Raw genomic sequence first — 20,834 nt, 5'->3', positions numbered from 1 at the left:
CATGAAATATGTCTTTTAGGGTGCGTCAGACTAATTACATACTGTCAATAAATGTATATTTGCTATCTGACGCACCCTACTGATATGCCAGTTGTGTAAGTCCTGGATATATCAGGGTGGGCAATGCCCACCCTTGAGATTAAGATTGCATCGCCTCAGCAGTCTTCTGGCGATCTAACTTCAGCATCAACACCCCTAAAGGTGGTAGACACAAATCCAGCGAATACGGGCGGTTGTGCATAGACCAATCATCAGTCCACTTACCGCCTAAATTACCCATATTGCTACCGCCATACTGACGAGCATCACTATTGAATAACTCAGTGTAAAATCCTTTTTCTGGAACACCGATGCGGTAATGAGAGTGTGGTTGTGGAGTAAAGTTACACACTACCACGATAAAATTCTCAGCATTCTTGTCACGGCGAATAAATGACACCACACTATGGCGATTATCGCTACAATCAACCCACTCAAACCCCTCCTTAACAAAGTCCAGGGTATACAAAGCTGGTTCGGAACGGTAGAGATGGTTGACATCTTGGAAGAATTGTTTCAATTGTTGGTGTGGTTCATACTGTAACAAATGCCACTCCAAATCTGCCCAGACATTCCATTCACTCCATTGTCCAAATTCCATGCTCATAAACATGGTTTTCTTACCTGGGTGGGCGAACATATAGGCAAACAAACAACGCACATTAGCAAACTTTTGCCATTTGTCCCCAGGCATCTTACCAATGATATTGCTCTTACCATGCACGACTTCATCATGGGAAAGAGCTAGCATGAAATTTTCGCTGTGGTGATACCACATACTAAAAGTGACATTGTTTTGATGGAACTGACGGAACCACGGATCCATACTGAAATAATCCAGCATATCGTGCATCCAGCCCATATTCCACTTCAGGTTAAAGCCTAAACCACCTGTGTAAGTAGGCCAAGACACCATCGGCCAAGCGGTAGATTCTTCCGCAATGGAAACAATCCCTGGGAAATAACTGAAAATTATATGATTGACTTGACGCAGAAAATCAGCCGCTTCTAAGTTTTCTCTACCACCGTATTCATTGGGCAACCATTCTCCTGGTTTACGGCAATAGTCGAGATATAACATGGAAGCGACGGCATCGACACGAATACCATCAATGTGGTATTTATCAAACCAAAACAGCGCATTTGCCACTAAGAAATTGCGGACTTCGTTACGGCTGTAGTTGAATACCAGAGTCCCCCACTCTTTATGTTCACCTTTGCGGGGGTCGGCGTGTTCGTAGAGATGAGTACCATCAAAGAAGGCTAAACCATGTCCATCTTTGGGAAAATGACCCGGAACCCAATCGACTATTACCCCAATACCGTTTTGATGACATTGGTCAACAAAATACATGAAGTCTTCCGGCGTACCAAACCGGGAAGTAGGGGCAAAGTATCCTGTTACTTGATAACCCCAAGAACCGTCAAAGGGATGCTCGGCAATGGGTAACATTTCTATATGGGTGTATCCCAACTCTTTAACATAGGGGATGAGTCGCTCGGCTAGTTCCCGATAAGTTAAAAAGCGTGAATTGGGATTTAGTTCTGCGGCTATGACTACAGGCTCAGTTTCACCATTAGGTAGTTTAGCGGGTTCTGCACTAGAAGCGTGTAACCAAGAGCCTAAGTGAACTTCGTAAACTGAGATGGGACTGCTAAGGGGATCGGTATGACGACGCTGTTCAAGCCAGTCTGCATCATGCCATTGATATGAATTTAAGTCCGTGACAATTGATGCCGTCTTTGGACGGCATTCCTGCTGCAAACCGTAGGGATCTGATTTTTCGTAAATATGTCCTTCAAAATTTTTGATTTCATATTTATAATGGGTTCCGATTTCCAGTTCAGGAATGAATAATTCCCAAACACCTGTCTGTCCCTTACGCATCTGGTGTTTCCGTCCATCCCATTGGTTGAAATCTCCTAGGACAGACACATTGCGAGCATTGGGGGCCCAAACGGCAAAGTAAACACCTTTAATACCGTCTATTTCTGTGGGGTGCGCCCCTAGTTTTTCATAAATGCGGTGGTGATTACCTTCCGCAAACAAATGCAAATCAAAGTCTGTTAAACGTGGAGAGCGAAAAGCGTAAGGATCATAGGTGACGCGCTCATGCTCCCCTTCTTTAATCCGTAGTTGGTAATTTGATAGTTCTGTCGTTTCAATCGTACATTCAAAAAAATGGGGATGATGTACCGATTGCATGGGGTATTCTTGGCGTTCCTCCGGCAGAACTACCCAAGCTGCACTAGCATTTGGTAAGTAAGCTCGCACAGCCCAAACGCTTTTACCGTTTTGTTCTATGGGGTGAGAACCGAGGATTTCAAAAGGATCATGATGCTGATTCCAAACGATGCGATTAACCTGTTCAGGAGCTATCGTGGTCATGGACATTAAGCTACCTACGTAAAATAAACTGATTGACTAAATTCGGTTTTGTATATCTATATTGTTTACATTTATTTGCAGTTTTGTCGTCACCGTTATCCTATCGTATCTTGAGTTATTGGGATGAGGGATTGGGTAGTAGGGGAGCAGAGGAGCAGGGGGAGCAGAGGAGCAGAGGGAGCAGAGGAGAAAAACTAATGACTAATGACTAATTCCTTAAAAATCTAAAAATGGGAAAAACTGAAGTAAAGCTTTGCGTAACCGTAACAGAAACAGAGTTTCCCGTAATTTCTCACTGAGTTTTGGCGGTGGGCTGACTTGTAACTGTTCTTGCAGTTGTGCGTATTCTGCTGGAGTCAGGGGCTTGCCATCTACAGGCGATCGCGCATCTATAATTATTTCTGTTCGTAATATTTCCTCTGGGGTATCCTCTTGTGGTGGTAATGCCATGACGGCCATCCCCAAATGGCTCAGGAACCACACCAACACACTACTGCTCAGGCTCAAAATCGCCAACTTCAGCCACTTCAAACGGTATATTTTGAGGTTCTGCACGGAATACTTAACAAATTTTTTGGCTATAATGATGTGTTTCTAGGTATTCTACAGTTTTACTGGACGAGTGCGATCGCTTCTCCAATATTGGACTGCTTCGCTTTTGAGATATGCCCACCAAGATTGACATTGGGAATTTAGTATTTAATTTACTTATAATTTAGTACCGCACCGATTTGATCAACTAAGTCAACATGGCTCAACTAGATTACGATTCTGATCACCATTGCTGTAACTAATCACAGATAGTCAAGCCATAAATAAACCAAATTACCACAAGTTATCAGGATAATTTCTCTAAAATTCCGCTCCAGGATGGGTGATTTTTTTGTCCTATCTTGGGACACTTGGGTCAGAAGAAACATCCTCACCAGTGTCCTTTAACTACTGCTTTACCAAAACTGCACTTCTGAGGAACTTTTCCAGTTTATATTCAGCCACACTCAAACACAGGAGTTAGCTGTGAAATATACCGGCACTCATCACCTCAGACAATGACAAACCTTTTCAGGAACTAGGGAGTGGTGGGAGTCGCAGCAGGGGTAGTAGTTTCAGCAGGGGTAGCAGCAGGGGTAGCACCAGTGTCAGTTGGCTCACCTGTGGCAGCTGGCGTAGTAGTATTGGTTTGAGTGCCACTTTCACAGGCTCCCAGAAACGTAGCCATACTGAGCATAACAGCTAAAGCAAAGATTTTTGTTTTCATAACTCCTCTTTCACCAATTGTGACCATAAAAAAAGTCGTCTGTTGAATAAGATAACCTATTTGTTGCAGATTTTTTAAACCACTGTGAATTACATATTTAAAAACAATACTTGGGCTTAAGTTTATCAGGTTTAGACTGATGTCATAGATGGATGAGTGGATCTGAGTTTCAGAACAATTTAACTTGATGATTATTTAGGACGCAAAAGAAAAAATCAATAGTTGGGAAAACAGGAGTAGACAGTTTGCGAGTTAGGCAACCTCAGACCCTTGCCCAATGAAAAAAATAGGTATACTCTACCAATAAAAACCTTGAAAACCTCCAAGCTGTTAGCTGGAGGATGAAAAAGGCTAATCAACAGTGATTCTATCCTTAGCAAAAACTGATAATCAGTCTAAAATACAATATTTCCTATCTTAAAAAGTTATGGCTGCTGTTCGCAAATCAGATGTTTCTAAGACTGGTACTGGGTTTCGGGGTGGTGCTACCCCATCTGTTCGGAGTAGGAAGCGGCGACAAGCATCTCGAAATACTGGGACAGACTCCACTCAACCCGCATCAGCACCTGCTCCCAGACAACGGCTTTCCTCGAAAAATTTATCACTGCCTGTATTCACAGGTTGGCAAAATCGGGAAAAAAGTCAGTCAAGTCCAACACTAAAAAGTTCCCAGTCCAATTTTGTCAATGTACCCGTAGTGCCTAATGCTACAGCTATACCTATGTGGTTAATGCGACTGTACACCTTACATCGCCATTCTTCACTCGTAGCATTTTTATTAGTCGCAGCCAGTTTAGCTGTATATGGGTTGACAGTTTACACTCAAGAAATGTGGGGTAAGGAATATCGCAAGTTACAAAACCTACAACGTCATGAACGACAAATTACCACAACCAATGCCACACTAATCAACAAAATGGCCGAGGAAGCAGAAAAAAAAGTAACGGGATTTGTATCGCCGACTCCCGCCAACACGATTTTTCTGTCCCCTACTTCTCCTAATTCTAATTTCATATCCCCTAGTCCAGAAACCGAGTCACCAAAGCAGTCGTCACCTCCCTCGCCACTGGGATACTAATTAACTTGAGTGAGCAGTCACCAGTAAATATTGATCAGGTCTATGGTGTGGCTTGTTGCTCAACCATCAAACTGATAGCTGATTCTGAGCAGGGCAATGCAAAAATCATCCAGTAAATTAAAGTTGAAAAAATTTCGTAACCCGGAATTGGCTAGACGGCAAAGAGTCTCTAGAAGAAGTTCTACCAAGACAATCACCCCCAATACCCCAGAGAAAATCTCAAATATTAAATCCCGATTGTTCACTGTTTGGGGGATATTAATGGCTTCTGGATTAGGTTTGGCAATTAATTTGTACAATTTGCAAGTTGTCCAAGGGCCAAAACTGGCACAGAGAGCTAGAAACCAGCAAATGGTAAATTTGCGTCCATATATGCCTCGGCGGTTAATTGTCGATCGCAATGATAATGTGTTGGCTATTGATCGCCCTGTATATACGGTATATGCCCATCCCAAGCTGTTTGACAAAACTAATGAAGAAATAGCCGAAAAAGTGGCTGTGATGTTGGACAAAACTCCGGCTGATTTAGTCAAAATTTTTCAAAGCCGAAAAAGTGGCATCACTCTCGCTTCTGCATTAGCTGAAGAAATTGCCACTCGCATGAGGGCATTACGTTTAAACGGCTTGGAGTTTATCCCGAAATACTCCCGCTATTACCCACAGAATGATTTGGTGGCGGATATTGTTGGCTATGTCAATGCTGAACGTCGCGGTCAAGCTGGTTTAGAATACAGTCAAGAAAACTGGTTAGAACGTTCTGCCAAGTCAGTGCGCTTAAGTCGGGCTGGGAATGGGGCATTGATGCCAGATTATGCTCCTGAAGGTTTTTTAAACTCAGATGATTTGCAAATGCAGCTAACTATCGATAGCCGCCTTCAGAGGGCTGCTCGTACTGCACTCAAGGAGCAGATAGAAAAGTTTCAAGCTAAACGGGGTGCAGTGATTGTTATGGATGCGTCCGATGGCTCTATCCTGGCTCTAGTTTCTCAACCCAGCTATAACCCCAATGAGTACGCCAAGGCGGACATTTCATTATTCAAAAATTGGACTGTTTCGGATCTTTATGAGCCGGGTTCAACTTTTAAACCGTTGAATGTGGCGATCGCTCTGGAAAATGGTGTACTTAAACCAGATGATATATTTAACGACACTGGGGCAATTCGAGTAGCTAACTTTACTATCCGAAATGCCTCGCTTACTGGTAACGGGCGGATTAACGTTGCCCAAGTTCTACAAACTTCCAGTAACATTGCAATGGTACAAATGCTTCAAAGGTTGAAGCCTTCAGTTTATTACAACTGGCTAGAACGTTTGGGTTTAGGACAAGCAGTTGATACAGATTTGCCCTCAGTAGCCAGTAGTCGGCTCAAAAGTCAACAAGTTTTTATCAACTCAGTCATTGAACCTGCAACTGCCTCCTTTGGACAAGGTTTTTCTCTCACACCGTTACAACTGGTACAAATGCAGGGAGCTTTAGCCAATGGCGGTAAACTGGTAACACCTCATGTTATCCGGGGGCTAATTGATACCAAGGGGCAAATGCACTATACACCGCCTCGCCCCGCACCACGCCAAGTTTTCTCCCCTGATACAACTCAAAAGGTAGTAGAAATGATGGAAACTGTTGTCAGTGAAGGCACTGGCAAGGCGGCACAAATTCCAGGCTATCGCATTGCTGGCAAAACCGGCACAGCCCAAAAAGCAAGTCCGAATGGTGGTTATATTCCCGGTGCTAGAATTACCAGTTTTGTCAGTATTTTGCCTGTGGAATCCCCCCGCTATGTAATTTTGGCAGTGGTAGATGAACCAAAAGGCGCAAATGCCTATGGTTCTACGGTGGCGGCTCCCATTGTTAAGTCTGTGATGGATGCACTCATTCCTCTAGAAAAGATTCCACCCAGCCAAGAAATTGAGCAAAAATCTCCTCAAAAAAGCCAACAAACAACCGTGAGAGATTAAATGAGAGATTAAATTTTATCTTGTTGTTAAATAGGTTTCCTTGAGTGTATTCTCAATCGAGCCTATACGCTGGAAAACTTCTATTAATTGATGAGATTTTGTTTGGCGTTGTTCTAACATTAATTTCAATGGTGTTAACAATGCCACATCTGGATCATCTCCTAGTGCGGCGGTGGCTGCTTGCACAATTGTTGTAGCATTCATTAATATATCTTCGTTATCAAAACCTTCCTTGGCTGACAATTGATGTAGAGATGCGTCTGGTGTAATAGCTCTACCAGTTAAAGACTCATCTAAGATTAAACCTTTTAATAATGCCAGCAATGCCCCATAGATTAAAAAGTCATCACAACTATCAAAAGCTTTAAATTCAATCCGACCTACTTCGGCTGGCAACCGAGCAATTTTGGTTAATGATGGTACACTCTTAATTAGCTGCTCCTGTTCGGCAACAAATACTAAAGCTGCTGGTCTTTTACCAGTTCTGATAAATGTTCTCACTGACAAACCTTGCCAAAGTGTGCCGTTATAAAAAGGAGAACTAAAACTAAAAGGCACAATATAAGGACTGTAGTAAGTCAACTTTTTACCAATATCAATTACCTGTTCAATGGGTAAATCAGGTACGGAAATATTTAAGTCTGGCCCATAAGAAACCATGTAAATATTTGCAGTTTGTTCATCAGGATAAGCCTGTAACTGCTTGATTTCATATTCATTTAATGGGGGTTGGGGTTCAAAAACTGGTTTGTAGGGATGGAAGCTGGTTAAAATTGGTGAAAAGCCAAAATCAGCAGCTACTTCAATTAATAACCGAAAGCTATTTGATAATTCATGAATAGCCCCTTGAATATCCGAGTGGATGGTTGTTCTAATTTCTATACCCTTAGAATGACAATCAATTACTTCGTCAGAATTACCAAATCTTTCAAAGCCTTCAATGTACCATCTCTTTTTTCTAATTCCTGCATCACCAACACGTAGTTGTAGATGATCATCCGGGTAGATGGGCAGTCTATCGACAATTTGGGCAAACTCGGCAAATTTTGTACAAGCAAAATCAGCAAACTTTCCTTCTTGGTTCAGAAAAGCGACTTCATGCTCGATGCCAAATAAGAAAACCATACAGCTTAATAGTAATTATTCTTAATAAGCATAACAAAATAGAATACATCTAGGTAGCCTTGTTGCGTATTCTCTCTGAACTTAAGTGATAAATTTCTGCGTCTGCACTTTGCATTTTAGCGTTTGACTTTCAGGACTGATGCAACTAGCACATTAGTAGGGTGGTTAGATATCGAACATCTGTTTATTTTTACCTAATTATCTCTGATGACTCACCATACAAGACTTTGCAAAGGCGATCGCTCTTGTTATTTTGGTATTTTCAACCACTATGAGAACTATTAATGTACCAGCTTAAACGCAACTTAATCATGAAAATCCTGATTATAGGATTTTTGCTACTCCTATCCCAGCAAGTTTTAGCACAAAATTGGCGACCTGTTCGCGGTGGTATTACTGCTGGTATCAGTGGTATGTCTCTGTTAAGCCGTCAAAATGCTGCTATGGAGTTGCTGATTGTCCATGACAATAAACAAAAAAATCAAGGTCGTCTCGCAATTATCAGCATTAAAGGCGAAAATCAACCGGAATATTTGCCTCTAGATTGGCCAAATCACACAGAATTACCCATAGACTTAGAAGCTTTAACATCTATTCCAGGTAAACAAGACTCACGCTTTATCGCATTAAGCAGTGCTGGCAAAGCTTATGATATTCAGTTAGAGCCTAACAATAAAAGTATCTCAGTTATTAAAGTATTTCAACTCCCAAACATTCCCCAAAACCGTAATTTTGAAGCCTTTGCCTTACAAAATATTCAAGGTAAATTAGTTGCGGTTTGGGCGCATCGTGGTGCAGGTCAAGAACCAGCCACTATTTATTGGGGTATGCTGAACTTAGCTACATATCAAATTACTCCCCTAGGTTCTGCACAGCTAACAGTACCATTTCCCTCTGGGAATGTACGGCATATTTCTGATTTAAAATTAGATCCAGCAGGAATTGTATATATTTCTTCAGCTAGTGATACCGGGGATGATGGCCCGTTTGAGTCAGCTATTTATGTTGCTGGTTATCTCAATTTACAGGGTAGCAGAATTGTTTGGCGGCAGAATCCTCAATTATTTCCTCTCTACCGCTTCAAATACCACAAAATTGAAGCTCTAGAATTGGTTGGTGGTGCAGATGGTGGTGTGGTTGTGGGTACTGATGATGAAAATTTAGGTTCTTCTGTGTATATTTTAGGGCAGTAGGGCTTGAGTCATGCTCAACCCCTACAGCTGTAGTGAAGATATTAGCGTCTGGTGCGACGTAATTGCTCATCGTCTTTATCTATGTCTAATTCTTCACGGCGCAGGGTTTCTTCAGCTTCCACTGTATCCTGTTCCACGACCTTCTTAACTTTCACTTCTTCCCGTACTACAGCTTCTTTGCGAATTTCCGGGCTTTCTTCGTAAATATCAACATGAGTAGCTTCTGTGTCTCGGAAGTCAGCTTCACCAGGCGACACGACTCTACCCGCGTCTTCTGGCGTAGTGCGTTCAATCACTACTCGTTCTTTTTCAATCGGAACTGCAACTCTGGCGGTTTCGGTTTCAACGTGCTTACCAACTGCTACTTCTCCTGTCTTCATCCGGGATTTATTCGCAACTAATCGTTCTTCGTATAGTCTGAGGTTCTGGTGATCCCGTGGATTCATCTGATAAAGATTTGGTTCGTGTTCATATCTATATGTTTCACGATCATAAGTAGGAGGTGTAGTTGTCACTGGTTGGCGATCAACATAGGCTGATGATACGTCTAAAGGTGATGATGTTTCTATCGGTGTGGATGCTTCTAAAGGTCTCTCTGCTAAAGGAGTACGGTAAACTCCACGTACACGCTCTTCATAGTCGTAATCGATGCGTTCTAAATTATGGAAATCAGGTAAACTTTCTACCTGCTCTCTGGTAAGTCCGGTAGCATATACACGCCGATCTGAGTAGTTAATGCGCGATCGCCCAATCGGTAACAACACTTGCTTACCAAAGATCCAAAATCCTGTGTCTACGACGAGATAACGAAAATGACCCGCATCATCAACTAAGATATGTTTAACAGTGCCGACTTTATCATCATCTACATCTGAGTAGACATCAAAATTCGTGATGTCATAGTTATCAGAATCAGCGTCTCTATAGTCGGCAGCAAAATCTTCCAATTTATATAGAGCCATAATTATTTATTCTTTTTGCACTATCTACAATCACTATTTTAGAAATATTTAATTTTTATGCCTCTTTCTGGTGGTTGATATTATTTGTAAGTATTTTAATAACTCTAGAGAGATGTAATTTTTATAAATTCAATTAAACTTGAAATTTTTATATTAACATTAGCCAATATATTTTAAAACTATAAATGCTTGAAAAATATTTTGCAACTCCAACTTTAAATCAGTAATTATTCTTTATAATAAACTGTAAGCGCAGTTAAATCACATGAAAAACTTATATAAACCAGGCTGAGGTTACTTAAAAATTGATTTTGCTAGCCAAAATTATGCTTAAATTTACGGCATTGAGAGGAAGAAACCAATCTTTATAGATGTAATTATTTATTTTAAAAATAAAATAATTTACAAAAGTTAAATTACAATCATCATTTCATTTTTATATCTGGAGATATACATATTCAAATCTATAGACGGAAAACAAAATATTAAAAAACATCTAAAATTAATACTTAAAAAGTAATAATGAATAGAAGGTTATATTTTATGACTGCTTTATCTTATTTAACAAAATTAAGTGCGCCTTTGAGTTTAGTAAGTCTGGGGTTGGTAGTAATAGCAAATACTCCAGCTGGGGCGCAAACTAACTTTCCTGATGTTTCCTCTGACTATTGGGCGCAGCCATTTATTCAGCGTTTAGCTGAAAGAAACATTGTTGTGGGATATCCAGACGGGACATTTCGGCCGGAACAGCCTGTAGACCGTGATGAATTTGCGGCGATGATTCGTAAAGCTTTTGAGAAAGAACCAATCAGGCAGATAGAAAGTGGTAGTGTTTATAAAGATGTGCCTGAAGGTTATTGGGCGGCTCCTGCCATTGAAGAAGCCTATCAACAGGGGTTTATGAGTGGTTATGCTGGTAATGTATTTCGTCCCCAGCAGCCAGTTTCTAGAGTAGAAGCATTGGTGACTCTGGTTCAAGGACTAAATTTAGCACCTAAACGTCAAGCAATTACTCCAGCACCTCAACGTCAAGTAGTCAAAAGACCTTTGTATCTTCCATTCGGGATTTTTGCCTTGATGCAGCCTTTAGTCATCCCCAAAGCTACTGCGGCGGCTCCTGCTACTACACCGCCACCACCGAGGGAGACTTTATCGGCTCTAGTCAGCAACTATTACACTGATGCCCAGAAGGTTCCTCAGTATGCTATTGAGGAAGTGGGCATAGCAACACAAAAAAATATAGTTGTCAATCATCCTGATCCTAGGGTTCTCAATCCGAATCAGCCTTTGCGACGTGCAACGGCGACTGCTTTTATTCATCAAACTTTAGTCGCTCAGGATAGAATTGAACCGCTTTCTCCCAATGTTGCTGCGTATAATTATATAGTTCGGCCTGGAGTTAGCCAAGCGGCGCGTTAATATCAAGTCGCCAGGACTTACGCAACTAGCACATTAGTAGGGTGCGTCAGCAGCCAAACATAAGTTTATTTGCTCTATATATGTAGGCTGACGCACCTTACATATAGATAATCATTGCGTAAGTCCAATTCGCAATTTGCAAGCGGTGGGCAATGCTGACACTGGGCTGAAATGGTGATTGTTAGCTCTTTGGCATTGCCCACCCTACGATGATGGAAAATGGGTTAAGGTTTGGGCTTGTATGTGGATGCAACTTGTAATTCTTTGAGTTGCTTGACATCTACACCGGAAGGTGCATCTGTTAACAAGCAACGGGCTTGTTGCGTCTTCGGAAAGGCGATGACATCGCGGATGGATTCTTCACCAGCAAGTAACATCACCAAACGGTCTACACCGTAGGCGATACCACCATGCGGTGGTGTACCATATTCAAAGGCTTCCAACAGAAATCCAAATTTATTTTGTGCTTCTTCTGGAGACAAGCCGATCGCTTCAAATACCTGCTCTTGAATTTCCCGTTGATAAATCCGCAAACTACCACCACCGACTTCAAAGCCGTTGAATACTAAGTCATAGGCTTGGGCGCGGGCGGTTTTTAAGTCATGTAAATCTGCGGGATAAGGTGCGGTGAAGGGGTGGTGTAGTGCTTCCAGGCGTTTTTCGTCTGCATTCCACTCAAACATCGGGAAGTCTACAATCCAGAGTAAGTTGATTTTGGCGGGATCGATTAAGTTGAATTCCCTGGCGACGACTTGACGCAATCTATCTAAAGTTTTATTGACAGTCAGCGTATCACCTGCACCAAACAGTAATAAATGTCCTGGTTGTGCGCCTGTGCGTTGTAAGATTTCCTGTTTTTGTGCGTCGGTGAGGTTGTCTTTAATTGCGCCGATGGTGTCAATTTCACCGTTTTCTCTGACACGGATGTAAGCTAGTCCTTTTGCACCGGCTTCACTGGCTTCTTTGAATAAGTCGCCACCTGGTTTGATGCGGACGTTTGATATTTGGTCGTTACCGTTGGGGATGGGTAAGATTTTAACGATACCACCGTGAGCGATCGCATCCTTAAAGACTTTGAAACCACAGTCTTTTAACACATCGGAAACGTTGACTAATTCCAAACCGTAACGGGTATCTGGTTTGTCACTTCCATAACGTTCCATCGCGTCAGCGTAGGTGAGACGGGGGAAGGGAAGGGGTAATTCAATTCCTTTGACGGTTTTGAAGATATAAGCAACTAACTTTTCGTTGAGTTCAATAATTTCTTCCTGAGACATGAAACTCATTTCCATGTCTAATTGGGTGAACTCTGGTTGTCTGTCGGCGCGTAAATCTTCATCGCGGAAGCAACGAGCAATCTGATAGTATCTATCCATGCCGGATACCATCAAAATTTGTTTAAATAACTGTGGTGACTGGGGTAAGGCGAACCATTCACCAGGGTTAACGCGACTGGGGAGGATGTAATCTCTCGCACCTTCTGGGGTAGAACGGGTGAGAATGGGGGTTTCAATTTCCATGAAACCTTGTACATCTTCCAAGTAACGGCGCATGGCTTTTACGACTTGATGACGTAACTGGATGTTTTGCGCCATGCGATCGCGTCGTAAATCCAAATAACGATATTTTAACCGCAAGTCTTCCCGCACTGTTTCACTGTCGGCGGTGGAAACTTGAAAAGGTAACTGTTTCCGCACAGCATTTAGCAGTTTAATTTGATCAGCGTAAATTTCCACTTCGCCTGTAGGGATGCGGGTATTTAGTGATTCTGCGGGGCGTTGTGTGACTCTGCCTGTAATTTCTACAACATATTCATTACGCAGGGAGTTGGCTAGTTCGTAGGAATCTGGGGTGCGTTGCGGGTCGCTGACAATCTGGACAATGCCGGAGCGATCGCGTAAATCTAAGAATATCACGCCCCCATGATCGCGGCGACGGTCTACCCATCCGTACAAGGTAACAGTTTCTCCAATATCTTCTTTTCGGAGTTCGCCGCAATAGTGAGTTCGCATAGGTGTTAGTTCTGTGGTTCCAAGCTAGATTTACTGGTAAATGTCAAAGCTTTCCCATTATCTAGCATTCATAGTCATTGTAGTAGTTCCAGTCCCAGAAAAAATGGCATAATGGCAAAGCTTTCTTTTTCAGAAAAAGGTGTGTAAGTCTCTTGTAAGGTGCGTCAAAAGAGATAATTTTCTCAAAATAAACAAATTTTCAACATCTGACGCACCCTACTAATGTGCTGTAAACCCAGCAATGAGTTAACGTAATTTAATTGGTTCGCCCTGCTAACCAAGCCTGTAAATCAGCCACACTGGTAAAATCTAACAGTGCTTCGCTTAAATCTTCCAGAACAGGCAAAGATAAACCAGAAATTGTAGAGCGTAATTCTTCAGGTAGTTCTCCCAACCGCTTGGTTAATAGTCGAGAAATTGCATTAGCCATGATTTCCCGCCCTTCTTCTCGCCCTTCTTCCTTGATTTCTCGGTAAACTTTTGTTTCCTTGAGCGTGATTCCTAGCATAGACTCTACTTCCCTGCGACTTAACTGTTCAAACCTGTACACCATGATTGTCGTAATTATCTCTATTATGGCGCGAGTGGCTGTTGATGCTACTTCTTCACGAGTTCTAGTGATTAAATACCTTGCTTCTTCTGGTGCTTGTTCTTCTTCTACCGTAGTTAATACCATCAACGCTAACCATAACGGTAACTGGCGAATATTCCCTAATTCATTCAAATAGACGCGATGGACTTGGTTACTGTTGATCAAGCCCCGATAAGGATAAATGTTACTTTGTTCAATATTCCGAGATGGATAAATTATCACTGCTTGCCAGTCACTAAATCTGGCACGGTTACGATAGAAATATAGTAAAGATTCCGCAAATACTCTTTCGTAAAGCTGTTCATCTTTTTGGAATTGCACCTCACAGAAGTATACCACCCCAGGCGGATCACCTTCCGGTGGAAGAAATACCCCGTCAATTTCAAACTTCGGTTCTTTGATTGCTACTGAATCAAATCGATAAGCATCCGCATTTGTCGGCGGATTTTGGATTAATTCAAATACAAGAGTCGGGTATTGTTGAAACAGTTTGTAAAAAATTGAGTCTCTACGCATGAAAGTATTTAAGTAAGTCTGGGTGAATAAATCGAACTATATTAAGCAATGTAAAATTATTGTCATCAAGTTTGTAATCAGGACTAAAGTCCTTACTACAAACCTTGAATTATGATTAAATCATATTAGCTGGTTCGGTATCTCCTGTAGACACCTTTTCCTTACCTGTTGCAGTTTTCCAGCAAAATTACAGGTACTTGGCTGGTTTCTAAGACTGCTTGTGATACTGAGCCAATTAATATATCTAAAGGTTGATGTCCACGTTTTCCCATGACAATGGCTGTTACATGATAAGCTTCCGCAATACGGATAATTTCTTCGGGAATAGCACCTGTAACTGTCAAAAATTCGTATTTGATATCAGAAAGTAATTTTTTGGTTTGTTTTTCTAGTTGTCGAATAGCTGACGGGTGGGAAGTGTTGACTACGTGTAAAACAATTACTTCGCCATTGCTGCGTCTTGCTAAGTCTGCAACTTTAGTTAAAACTGCTGTGGCTAAATTAGATGTGTCTACTGCTGCGAGGAATAGAGTAGGAGTAGTGACTGTGACTTTTGTGGGATCTACTTCTCCTTTGGTTAATAGTTTAGGTGCAAAAGTGGCTGTAGACCAAGCACCCAAGGGTGCAGTAATCAGAATTGAAAGGGCTGCGATCGCTAACATTATCTCACCTCCGGCGATACCTTGAGCCAGGGGAATTGCACCAATAGCAGCTTGTACTGTGGCTTTAGCCGAGTTTCCTGGTAGTAAAAATAGTCTTTCTCGCCAATTCCAGTTACTACCCACAGTGGAAAGATACCACCCCACCACACGACCAATCAATAAACCAATTGCTAAAACTAAAATACCAGGTAGCAAGACTTTTTCTAATATTTGTAATTGAATACTCGCACCCAACAAAACAAACAAAAAAATCTCCGCTACCACCCATAAACTATCAAAACCTCCCCGCAGTCTTCTAGCTAGCGGTGCATCTAATTCAATTAAGAAAAATCCCAATGACATTGCGGCTAAGTAACCAGAGAAATAAGGTAATTGATTCGCAACAATGACTAGAAATAAAGCACAACTAGCAGTAATTACTGTGTCTTGGACAGTATTTTGCGTCCAGTTTTGTGTTGCTAATAGTAAAACCAGTAAACGAGCCGCTAAATAACCAAATAAAACGCCTAAGAAGATTTGCAAAATTACTTGTATTGGGAGTAAATGCAGAGTGTTGAAGGTAAATATTCCCAAGATGGTGATTTGCTCAACGCCACCATTGCGTAAGAAATTTAGTAATAGACTAAAGACAAGTAATAGCAGCACATCAGACAACGCACTACCAGTTAAGATGGCATCAGGAATACCTTTAGTCACACCTAAACCTAAACTTTTGAGTCGCAACATCCCCGGAACAATGACGGCTGGTGATTCAGCAGCGATAATGCAGCCTAAAAGTAAACCTGTGGGCAAATTAAACTGGAATATTACTATAGCAGCAATGGCAATAGCGATCGCCTCACAGGTTGCAGGTAAAAATCCCAAACGTAACGCCACACTTCCCTGTTGCGCCAGTTTTTCCCTATCTAATCCTAATCCTGCTTTCATCAATATAATCATCACTGCCATAGTTCTCAATTCATCGGCAGCATCCAACACATCTGCACTGATAAGATTAAAAACTTGGGGACTGAGAACAATACCCACTAAAATCATCCCAACTAAAGGCGGCGCGCCTAAACGACGGGCAATTTGACCTACAAAAAAGCCCATCATTAAAATCCATAATATGCTGGCTAACATTCCATCACCCCCATAGACGCAATTTGTAGATAGATGCTGACTACAGGGAAGCCAGAAGATCAATACAACAAACTCCTACTATCCCGCAGTCAGCTAGGAAAGTAGGAGCCATCAGCTTTCTAGATGCAACTTTTGCTCTAGAATAGCGGTTTTGGCGAGCTCCATCGCCATTGATTATCTTGACAATATCATATCTAATTTTCGTGATACATCATCGTTAAAACTTGTAACTTAAAACCTGAATCTCGCTATTATCAGGCAAGTTACGCGGATTAATATTAATAGTGTCACTATTACTACGCCGCACGTTTGTACCCTGCATCAAGGTTAAAAATTCATCTAATGGTGCAATATCACAGGCGTTAGCATCAGCAGCTTGTGTACGGTAATGGGTAGGGATTACCAGTTTCGGATTGAGGACGGCGATCGCCTGTTTCGCTTCGGCTGCATTGTAAGCTTTATCACTACCACCCACAGGTATAAATACTGCATCAGGTCGCCCCATGAGGATTTTTTGTTCAATAGAAATCGGTGCTGCTGCTCCTCCTAGGTGTAGGATATTGACTCCGCCTTGCTGCCATTTCCAAGCAGTATTTATCCCAAATTGTCTGCCACCTTTGCGATCATGGTCAATAGCAATGCCTTGAAATCTCATCCCCTGGAATTCATAAACTCCTGGTGCATAGACTAACTTGGGATTACCCGGTAAGCCGTCTACTGCACCTTCATCTAATAATTGACTGCTAATTAACACCAAATCTGCTGCAACTTTCGGTAGACGATATCCAGCCGTACAACCCACTGTCCGAAAAGGATTGACCAGAATTTTCAATCCACCACCAGTAAACAAAAAACAAGTATGACCTAACCACTGGACTGAAATTCCGCTAGACTGGGCATTAGCTGGCAGGTAGGAGGCAAAGGTAGGAACTATAGCTGTCGCTAAACCTGCTCCAGCGTAGCTGATAAACTGTCGTCGTTTCATTAATTTTTTTCTTGTAACTCTTGCAGAAAGTTCCGCAATAACTGTTTTCCTGAAGAAGTGAGAACACTCTCTGGATGAAATTGGACACCTTGAATGTGAGGATAGTTCCTGTGTCGTACTCCCATGATTGTGCCATCTTCTACCCAGGCTGTGATTTCTAAAACTTCGGGACAGGTTTCACGGTCAATAACTAGACTATGATACCTAGTGGCAGTCATGGGATTTTCTAATTCCTGGAAAACACCTACCCCTGTGTGAGTTACTGGTGAAGTTTTACCGTGCATCAACTCTGGAGCAGAGACAATTTTACCACCAAATACTTGACCAATACTTTGATGTCCTAAGCATACCCCCAAGATTGGTAAACTAGGGCCTAACTCTCTAATTAAATCTAAGGATATCCCGGCATCTTCTGGACGACCAGGCCCCGGCGAGATGACGATCGCATCCGGTTGTAATTGCTGAACTTCGTGTAATGATATTTTATCGTTACGGAAAACTTGAATGTCTGACGCTACAGGAAACTCAGCCGCTAGTTCTCCGAGATACTGGACTAAATTATAAGTGAAGCTGTCGTAATTATCGATAACTATAATCACAGTCTATACTCGCTAATCTATCAAATTGCCACAAATCGCTAACAACTAAAAGCTATAAGGGTTTAGCAATGCTAAACCCCTACTCCCCATTCCCCACTCCCTATTTTGCCGATAGCAGGAGTTCAGAATTTAATTTTAAACCGCCGATTGAATCAGAACTAGCAAAGGTGGAAGCAACAGCACAGCCGCCACAAACACCGCCACCAAAGCCGAGACAAGCACCGCACCAGCAGCACAATCTTTAGCAATTTTTGCCAATTCGTGGTAAGTCTGCTGAACAGTTAAATCTACCACCGACTCAATCGCCGTATTCAATAACTCTAGTGCCAATACTAAACCGCTAGTGATACCAATAATTGCTATTTCTACCGTCTGTAAATGTAAGATTACGCTTAAGGCGATCGCTAACATACAGACTATGACATGAATCCGGAAATTGCGTTGAGTGTGAAAACTGTACCTAATCCCAGCCCAAGCATACTTAAAACTTACCAGTAAACTAGAGGCAACTCGCCAAGACAGTTCTCGTTCTTGATTGACAAGGCTGAATAAATGGTTTTGCGTGGGTGGCGGGGAGACTTTTTGTGACATAGGCTTAACAATAGAACAGCACGGTATATTTCAGGATTATCTTGGCTGATGGTAATTTTGCGGTCAACTTTCATGCAATTTTCTACAGCAGTATTATAAAAGGATGCTGGAAAATTCACATCCCAAGTCATAAAAATATTAATATTCTATGTCTATATCAATACCAACAGTCTCCAGTAAAATTGCTTGTTGTTGTAACATTGCCGTTAAACTCTCCTCATCAGGATGATCCCAGCCCAACAGGTGCAGTAAGCCATGTGCCACCAACCAAGCCAACTCAGTTGATAAACTATGTTCCTGTTGTTGGGCTTGCCGTTGTGCCGTGTTAATCGAAACAACTATATCCCCTAAATACAAAGGTGTAGCCGACATTTCCGCAATTTGCGGTAAATCTACTTCTAAAGTCGCAAAGGATAAAACATCTGTTGGCTTGTTTTGCTGACGATATTGAGCATTCAGTTGTTGAATTTCTGCGTCATCGGTGAACCGCAGTCCAACTTCATAACCTGCTGCCGGTGGTAAGTGGGGGTGCAGAACTTCTAACCAACGATTAAACCAGTCTTCCCAAGTTTCTGGAGGAATTCGGGCTTCCAGATAGCCAGAATTTAGGCGTTCTTCGGGGGAAGACTCCCAGAAATAATCTTGTACATCTAGTTCAACTACCACCAACTGCAAACTCTCCTTGACATTTTGGTTATTAGTTGGTAATTAACGAGTCAGGTAAGCTAAACCTACCAGCACAGCTAGCAGCCCTACAGTAGTCAACAGGAAATGCTTCAAAGAAGTACCACCCTTACGTACCATATTACGCATCGCTAGTTTAACGTAGCTGGGTTGAGGTTCTGTTGAAGGAGAATTGTTCATAATTAAATAATAAGTTCTTTTATATATAAATGTAACAGTTTGCCAGCAGTTCTATCGCCTGATTGGGCAAGTTTGTTAAAAGCAGTGGTGTGGGGGTGAGGGGGAAGCGGAGGGGAATTTATTCTTAATACCCAGTCAAGAGTCCCCAATACCCAGTCCCCAATTAAGCAGTTTCTACCAGTTGATTTTCCTGACGCAGATAGGCTTGAATGAACATATCGAGTTCGCCGTTCATGATGTCAGCGATCGCAGTTGTTTCTGCATTGGTACGCAAATCCTTTACCATCTGGTAAGGATGGAATACATAGTTACGGATTTGATTACCCCAGGAAGCTTCTACCATATCGCCGCGAATATCAGCAATTTCTTGCGCCCGTTGTTCTTGGGCAATCACTAACAGCTTGGCTTTCAGGCGTGCTAGGGCTTTCTCTTTGTTTTGCAATTGAGAACGTTCTTCTGTACAGCGTACAGCTATCCCCGTTGGGATATGCACAACCCGCACGGCGGTTTCTACTTTGTTGACGTTCTGCCCACCTTTACCACCAGACCGGGATGTGGTAATTTCTAAATCCTTCTCTGGAATGTCCAAGTGTACAGAATCATCGATTTGCGGCATGACTTCCACCCCAGCAAAACTGGTTTGCCGTTTACCATTGGCGTTAAAAGGAGAAATCCGCACTAAGCGATGTGTACCTGTTTCTGAGCGTAAATAGCCGTAGGCATAACGACCAGTAATTTCGAGAGTGGCTGATTTAATCCCCGCCTCGTCACCCTCTGACTCTTCCGCTAAAGCTACCTTGTAACCATGCGCTTCTGCCCAACGGGTATACATTCTTAACAGCATAAATGCCCAGTCTTGGGCATCTGTACCACCAGCCCCAGCGTTAATCGTCAGTACCGCCCCTTCCGCATCGTAGGGGCCAGAAAGTAACTGTTGTAATTCCCACTGGTCAAGTTCACGATTTAGTTTAGAGATGGTAGACTCGGCTTCTTGTAATAGTGCTTCGTCGGTTTCCAGTTCCAAAAGCTCAACCACTGCCTTCGTATCTTCCAAATTAACTTGCCACTGATGATACTGTTCTAGGTGGGCTTTCAGGTCATTGAGTTCTTGCAGTGTTTTTTGGGCTGTGTTTTGGTTATCCCAAAATTCTGGCTGTGCTGCTATTTGCTCTAAGTCTTGAATTTTAGCTGTGAGTGCAGGTATGTCAAAGATAGTCCTGGGTTTTACCCAGGCGGCTAGACAACGTTTCGATTTCGCGTTTGATTTCTAATACTTCCATAGTGCTTGCTGAAAATACAGCTCTCTGGATGATATTACTATGTATTTTAGATTTTAGCCGGAATTGATCAAATTCTTGGGCAACAAGTTCAGGGTTTGAGCCTGTTGAAAGTAACAGAGGAGTGAACTACCTACACTGCCGCAAGCGGTCAGTGTAGGCTTCCTGCCCAACAGAAAGCGCAGTAGTGGA

18 protein-coding genes and 1 riboswitch are annotated in these 20,834 nt (G+C 42.2%); of the genes, 4 read left to right on the top strand and 14 right to left on the bottom strand.

Annotation, left to right across the window (positions count from 1 at the left end; translation table 11 throughout):
- Nucleotides 1–139: 139 nt before the first annotated feature.
- From glgB to A3775_RS18305, 3 genes are all read right to left on the bottom strand, one after another.
- Nucleotides 140–2,428 (bottom strand): 1,4-alpha-glucan branching enzyme, encoded by a 2,289-nt coding sequence (gene glgB, locus A3775_RS18315; RefSeq protein WP_066375535.1) that lies wholly within the window; start codon nt 2,426–2,428, stop codon nt 140–142.
- 216 nt (nt 2,429–2,644) lie between these two features.
- Nucleotides 2,645–2,887, bottom strand: coding sequence for a glutathione S-transferase (locus A3775_RS18310; RefSeq protein ID WP_369815926.1), 243 nt, complete (start codon nt 2,885–2,887; stop codon nt 2,645–2,647).
- A gap of 610 nt (nt 2,888–3,497) precedes the next feature.
- The gene (locus A3775_RS18305) at nt 3,498–3,686 is read right to left on the bottom strand and encodes a hypothetical protein (protein ID WP_066375872.1); all 189 of its coding nucleotides are present in this window, start codon (nt 3,684–3,686) and stop codon (nt 3,498–3,500) included.
- 427 nt (nt 3,687–4,113) lie between these two features.
- Between A3775_RS18305 and A3775_RS18300 the strand changes: the two genes are divergently transcribed.
- Nucleotides 4,114–4,764: a hypothetical protein gene (locus A3775_RS18300; protein ID WP_066375533.1), complete on the top strand. Its 651-nt coding sequence runs from the start codon at nt 4,114–4,116 to the stop codon at nt 4,762–4,764.
- A gap of 96 nt (nt 4,765–4,860) precedes the next feature.
- Nucleotides 4,861–6,723: a penicillin-binding protein 2 gene (locus A3775_RS18295; RefSeq protein WP_066375531.1), complete on the top strand. Its 1,863-nt coding sequence runs from the start codon at nt 4,861–4,863 to the stop codon at nt 6,721–6,723.
- A 15-nt stretch (nt 6,724–6,738) separates the two neighbouring features.
- Here A3775_RS18295 and A3775_RS18290 read toward each other — a convergent pair whose 3' ends face one another.
- Complete coding sequence (locus A3775_RS18290) at nt 6,739–7,848, bottom strand: glutamate--cysteine ligase (RefSeq protein WP_066375529.1); 1,110 nt, start codon at nt 7,846–7,848, stop codon at nt 6,739–6,741.
- Nucleotides 7,849–8,159: 311 nt separating this feature from the next.
- Here A3775_RS18290 and A3775_RS18285 point away from each other — a divergent pair, with 311 nt between their 5' ends.
- Nucleotides 8,160–9,041 (top strand): hypothetical protein, encoded by an 882-nt coding sequence (locus tag A3775_RS18285; protein ID WP_369817221.1) that lies wholly within the window; start codon nt 8,160–8,162, stop codon nt 9,039–9,041.
- Between the two features lie 41 nt (nt 9,042–9,082).
- Here A3775_RS18285 and A3775_RS18280 read toward each other — a convergent pair whose 3' ends face one another.
- The gene (locus A3775_RS18280) at nt 9,083–10,003 is read right to left on the bottom strand and encodes a DUF2382 domain-containing protein (RefSeq protein WP_066375523.1); all 921 of its coding nucleotides are present in this window, start codon (nt 10,001–10,003) and stop codon (nt 9,083–9,085) included.
- Nucleotides 10,004–10,546: 543 nt separating this feature from the next.
- Between A3775_RS18280 and A3775_RS18275 the strand changes: the two genes are divergently transcribed.
- On the top strand, nt 10,547–11,422 hold the full coding sequence (locus A3775_RS18275; RefSeq protein ID WP_066426169.1) for an S-layer homology domain-containing protein: 876 nt from the start codon (nt 10,547–10,549) through the stop codon (nt 11,420–11,422).
- A gap of 224 nt (nt 11,423–11,646) precedes the next feature.
- Here A3775_RS18275 and aspS read toward each other — a convergent pair whose 3' ends face one another.
- From aspS to prfB, 9 genes are all read right to left on the bottom strand, one after another.
- Nucleotides 11,647–13,434, bottom strand: coding sequence for an aspartate--tRNA ligase (aspS, locus tag A3775_RS18270; protein WP_066426168.1), 1,788 nt, complete (start codon nt 13,432–13,434; stop codon nt 11,647–11,649).
- Between the two features lie 256 nt (nt 13,435–13,690).
- Nucleotides 13,691–14,542, bottom strand: a complete 852-nt coding sequence (locus tag A3775_RS18265; protein WP_066426166.1) for an Rpn family recombination-promoting nuclease/putative transposase — start codon at nt 14,540–14,542, stop codon at nt 13,691–13,693.
- A gap of 161 nt (nt 14,543–14,703) precedes the next feature.
- Entirely contained in the window at nt 14,704–16,326 is a 1,623-nt protein-coding gene (locus tag A3775_RS18260) for a cation:proton antiporter (RefSeq protein ID WP_066426164.1), read from the bottom strand.
- A 95-nt stretch (nt 16,327–16,421) separates the two neighbouring features.
- Nucleotides 16,422–16,504: riboswitch (Fluoride riboswitch) on the bottom strand.
- 39 nt (nt 16,505–16,543) lie between these two features.
- Nucleotides 16,544–17,311 (bottom strand): MBL fold metallo-hydrolase, encoded by a 768-nt coding sequence (locus A3775_RS18255; RefSeq protein ID WP_066375511.1) that lies wholly within the window; start codon nt 17,309–17,311, stop codon nt 16,544–16,546.
- A complete protein-coding gene (locus tag A3775_RS18250; protein WP_066375509.1) occupies nt 17,311–17,910 on the bottom strand; it encodes an aminodeoxychorismate/anthranilate synthase component II in 600 nt (199 codons plus the stop codon). The genes A3775_RS18255 and A3775_RS18250 overlap by 1 nt, the downstream gene beginning before the upstream one ends.
- 135 nt (nt 17,911–18,045) lie before the next feature.
- Nucleotides 18,046–18,501: a diacylglycerol kinase family protein gene (locus tag A3775_RS18245; protein ID WP_066375506.1), complete on the bottom strand. Its 456-nt coding sequence runs from the start codon at nt 18,499–18,501 to the stop codon at nt 18,046–18,048.
- Between the two features lie 138 nt (nt 18,502–18,639).
- Nucleotides 18,640–19,167, bottom strand: a complete 528-nt coding sequence (gene ybeY / locus A3775_RS18240) for an rRNA maturation RNase YbeY (protein WP_066375503.1) — start codon at nt 19,165–19,167, stop codon at nt 18,640–18,642.
- Nucleotides 19,168–19,209: 42 nt separating this feature from the next.
- The gene (locus A3775_RS23820) at nt 19,210–19,365 is read right to left on the bottom strand and encodes a DUF3285 domain-containing protein (RefSeq protein WP_082803784.1); all 156 of its coding nucleotides are present in this window, start codon (nt 19,363–19,365) and stop codon (nt 19,210–19,212) included.
- A 163-nt stretch (nt 19,366–19,528) separates the two neighbouring features.
- Nucleotides 19,529–20,645 (bottom strand): peptide chain release factor 2 gene (prfB, locus tag A3775_RS18235; protein WP_156481673.1). Its coding sequence is split into 2 segments (ribosomal slippage): nt 19,529–20,572 and nt 20,574–20,645, totalling 1,116 coding nucleotides; the frame shifts between segments, so codons are not numbered across the junction.
- Nucleotides 20,646–20,834 lie beyond the last annotated feature (189 nt).

Source organism: Anabaena sp. 4-3 (assembly GCF_001597745.1).
In the GTDB taxonomy this organism is placed as follows: domain Bacteria; phylum Cyanobacteriota; class Cyanobacteriia; order Cyanobacteriales; family Nostocaceae; genus Trichormus.
The sequence above is the reverse complement of the archived record's forward strand: the minus strand, read 5'-3'. Positions and strand labels throughout refer to the sequence as shown.